This window comes from uncultured Streptococcus sp. (genome assembly GCF_938036805.1).
Lineage (GTDB): Bacteria > Bacillota > Bacilli > Lactobacillales > Streptococcaceae > Streptococcus.
Genome location: NZ_CALHWC010000052.1, coordinates 1 through 2,827, shown reverse-complemented (window position 1 = coordinate 2,827; position 2,827 = coordinate 1). Strand labels below are relative to the sequence as shown.

The 2,827-nt window shown below is 42.0% G+C and carries 5 protein-coding genes; 2 read left to right on the top strand and 3 right to left on the bottom strand.

Features of this window, described 5'->3' with window-relative positions; translation table 11 throughout:
* From Q0191_RS02100 to ruvA, 3 genes are all read right to left on the bottom strand, one after another.
* On the bottom strand, positions 1 to 380 hold a 380-nt coding region (locus Q0191_RS02100; protein WP_297663391.1), incomplete at its 3' end, for a DNA-3-methyladenine glycosylase I.
* Between the two features lie 3 nt (positions 381 to 383).
* Positions 384 to 953: a hypothetical protein gene (locus Q0191_RS02095; RefSeq protein ID WP_297663389.1), complete on the bottom strand. Its 570-nt coding sequence runs from the start codon at positions 951 to 953 to the stop codon at positions 384 to 386.
* Complete coding sequence (ruvA, locus tag Q0191_RS02090) at positions 953 to 1,543, bottom strand: Holliday junction branch migration protein RuvA (RefSeq protein ID WP_032908259.1); 591 nt, start codon at positions 1,541 to 1,543, stop codon at positions 953 to 955. Before ruvA ends, Q0191_RS02095 begins: the two co-directional genes overlap by 1 nt.
* A gap of 169 nt (positions 1,544 to 1,712) precedes the next feature.
* Here ruvA and Q0191_RS02085 point away from each other — a divergent pair, with 169 nt between their 5' ends.
* Together Q0191_RS02085 and Q0191_RS02080 are read left to right on the top strand one after the other, a co-directional pair.
* On the top strand, positions 1,713 to 2,219 hold the full coding sequence (locus Q0191_RS02085) for a helix-turn-helix domain-containing protein (RefSeq protein ID WP_297663386.1): 507 nt from the start codon (positions 1,713 to 1,715) through the stop codon (positions 2,217 to 2,219).
* Positions 2,203 to 2,724: an RDD family protein gene (locus Q0191_RS02080; RefSeq protein ID WP_297663384.1), complete on the top strand. Its 522-nt coding sequence runs from the start codon at positions 2,203 to 2,205 to the stop codon at positions 2,722 to 2,724. The genes Q0191_RS02085 and Q0191_RS02080 overlap by 17 nt, the downstream gene beginning before the upstream one ends.
* Positions 2,725 to 2,827 lie beyond the last annotated feature (103 nt).

The window sequence follows — 2,827 nt, the reverse complement described above, 5'->3', positions numbered from 1 at the left end:
ATCGTTTTGAAGTCTACAAAAGACCAGATATAGTCATTAAAAGAGCCAAACTGCTCTTGAACAGCCAGAAAAGCTTGGGCATTAGCCCTAGTCGCATAGATCTTCATCTTATTGCGGACGATATTAGGATTATCCAAAAGAGCAGCCAAGTCTGCATCCGTCATCTGGGCAATTTTCTGGGCATCATAGAAATGAAAAGCTTCTCGGAAGGCTTGACGTTTATTGAGAATGGTCTCCCAAGAAAGTCCGGCCTGATAGGTCTCCATGCAGAGCAATTCAAATAATTTCTGATCATCATGGAGGGGCTTGCCCCACTCCTCATCATGATAAGCTACATACAAAGGGTTATTCATCTTTACCCAGCCGCAGCGTTTGGTCATATTCTATTCTCCAATCTTTGAAACATAGCTAGGTAAGGGAACCGTAGACCTGTCTAATAAATTGATCCAATGATTAATATCTGGTGGCAGAGGGTTAAATTTCTCATCTGTTTGATACCTTGCTTGATCGTCTGTTTCTATTCCAGTTAATTTCTCAATCTGTTCTCGAAGCTGATCTACAGACATCCAATCAGTCCAACTTTCAAATAAACTTTCTGAGGCCAGAGTTATACCATACCATTCTTCAAACCATCCAATGTAGTCTGCACTTAAGAGGTAGAGTTTTTCGAAAGAACAAGATTCATCATTCACCCTTATACTATCTACTATGTTGTCATTATCTACTATAGCAATACTTGCGCCACAAAATTCACAAGTAAATGAGCCAACTTGACCATAACGGGAACCACAATGCAAGAATAATTCCTTCTGACTCTGATGACAAGATCTACAAAACAAAGGGAAAATTTTACAGTGAATCCACAGTACATCAACTTTACCATTTTTGAACTTTATTTTGATAGTGTTGCTATAATTTTTTGCATCAGTAAAATTGATTCTAGCTATCCCCATTATTTCACCAACATCTTAAGGGCTGACTTGATATAGTTTTCTGCTGTATCCGTCGTTCCTTCAAAGAATTTCTTGATTTTCTTGAGTTCAGCAGCTTTGTAGCCCAGAGCCAGCATGGCTTCCATAGCTTCCTCCAGCTCCTGATTATCCACAGTCTGGACAGGTGCCTTGCTTTCTGCCAGACCATCCGCCGCCACTACCTTGCCTTCCAAGTCCAGCACCATCTGCTGGGCAGTTTTCTTACCAATTTTAGGAAACTTGGTCAGGTAGGTGATGTTTTTCTGCTCAATGGCTTGCACTAAGCCAGCATTATCATCCGCCGCAATAATAGCCAGGGCAGACACTGGGCCAATACCTGAGACTGAGATCAAGCTGAGAAAGAGCTGCTTCTCCTCCTCAGTCGCAAAGCCATATAGGAGCTCCGCATCTTCTCGCACCACTTGGTGAACATAGACCTTGGCTTCCTGATGAAGATGTCCTGAGTATGCATAAGGATTGGCCACATGAAGAATATAGCCGATCGAGTTGACTTCCAATACAATGTATTTGGCTGTGATTTTACTGATGATTCCTTTAAAATATTCGTACATAATCTTCCTTCTTTTGGTATCGTTTTGCCCATCTAGTATATCATATTTTCTGTCTGGAAACTGCAAATAGAAGTGCAACCGGTGGTTGACAAAATGTACAGGAAGCTGTATTCTCAAGATATCTAAAAGCTGTTAGGATAGAGTTAGCAAAGAAAAGGAGGCTGCGATCATGAAACTCGCTGATAAATTATTTGAACTAAGAAAAGAAAAAGGCTGGTCACAAGAAAAGCTAGCTGAACAAATCAATGTCTCTCGCCAAAGCATTTCCAAGTGGGAATCTGGCCAAGCGATGCCAGAGCTGGAAAAAATTGTAGAGCTGAGCAAAATTTTCCAGGTGACGACAGACTATCTGCTTTTAGAAGAAAGCGACAGGCCGGAAAGGAAACCCATCCTCTCAGAAGACGAAAAAGACCACTACTATAAGGAAGTGAAATCTTATGGCTTCTGGCAGGTTCTGTATATTTTTGTATCAGCCCTGGCTATCTTTCTCTTTTTCGCAGGTTCTAGCTTTCCAGCAACATTCAATGCGCTGGTCTGGTTAACCTTCTTCCTCCTAGTTGCATCAGCAATGGCTATTAACAAGGCGCTAAAGATTAAGGAAAAGTATCTGGACAAGGTTATCGGCTTTGATGAGGATTCTAAGAAGGAAGATGCTAAAGATGAAGCTAAAAACTGACAATCCCATACCTGTCAAAACTCGTCTGAAAGAGCTGTTTGGAGACTGGCTCTTCATTTCGGGCTACCTCATTGCTCTTTTTTTACTGGCTATGGGCTTTTACAATCTGGTTCTAGGAGGCATTCCGGCATTCACTGAAGCTCAGAGCCAACTTCTGGCTTTTTCTACCTCAGTCCTGCCTCTAACTATCATCTTTGCTTGGCTAGACTATAGAAAAGGCAGTTTTGGCAAGCGCTGGGCAGGTTTACAGTTGGTTTACAAACATAGGAGCTTTGCTCACAGCCTTTTGCGCTCTGCTATCAAGTTTTTCCCTTGGCAGCTGGGACATATGGGAGCTAGCCGTAGTGCTTATCAAGCAGATACCCTGTCAATTTTCTTGTCAACTTCAGCAGGTATTCTCTTCTTGATCTTTCTGCTGATGGGACTACTTCGCAAGGACAAACGCCATCCAGCTGATTTGCTTGCTGGAACGCAAGTTCAGCTCAAAAATTCAAAACAGCTCTAGTTCTATGACTAGGGCTGTTTGATCTTCTATACAGTTTAGTATTTTCCTAACTCCCGCAGGCTAGTATGATTTTCCTGAATGCGGCGGAACATTTTTTCCATAT

What these genes read in the sequence shown, in the direction of transcription:
- Q0191_RS02095 (WP_297663389.1), bottom strand. Translation starts at nt 953, where the DNA reads ATGGGGATAGCTAGAATCAATTTTACTGATGCAAAAAATTATAGCAAC.
- ruvA (WP_032908259.1), bottom strand. Translation starts at nt 1,543, where the DNA reads ATGTACGAATATTTTAAAGGAATCATCAGTAAAATCACAGCCAAATAC.
- Q0191_RS02085 (WP_297663386.1), top strand. Translation starts at nt 1,713, where the DNA reads ATGAAACTCGCTGATAAATTATTTGAACTAAGAAAAGAAAAAGGCTGG.
- Q0191_RS02080 (WP_297663384.1), top strand. Translation starts at nt 2,203, where the DNA reads ATGAAGCTAAAAACTGACAATCCCATACCTGTCAAAACTCGTCTGAAA.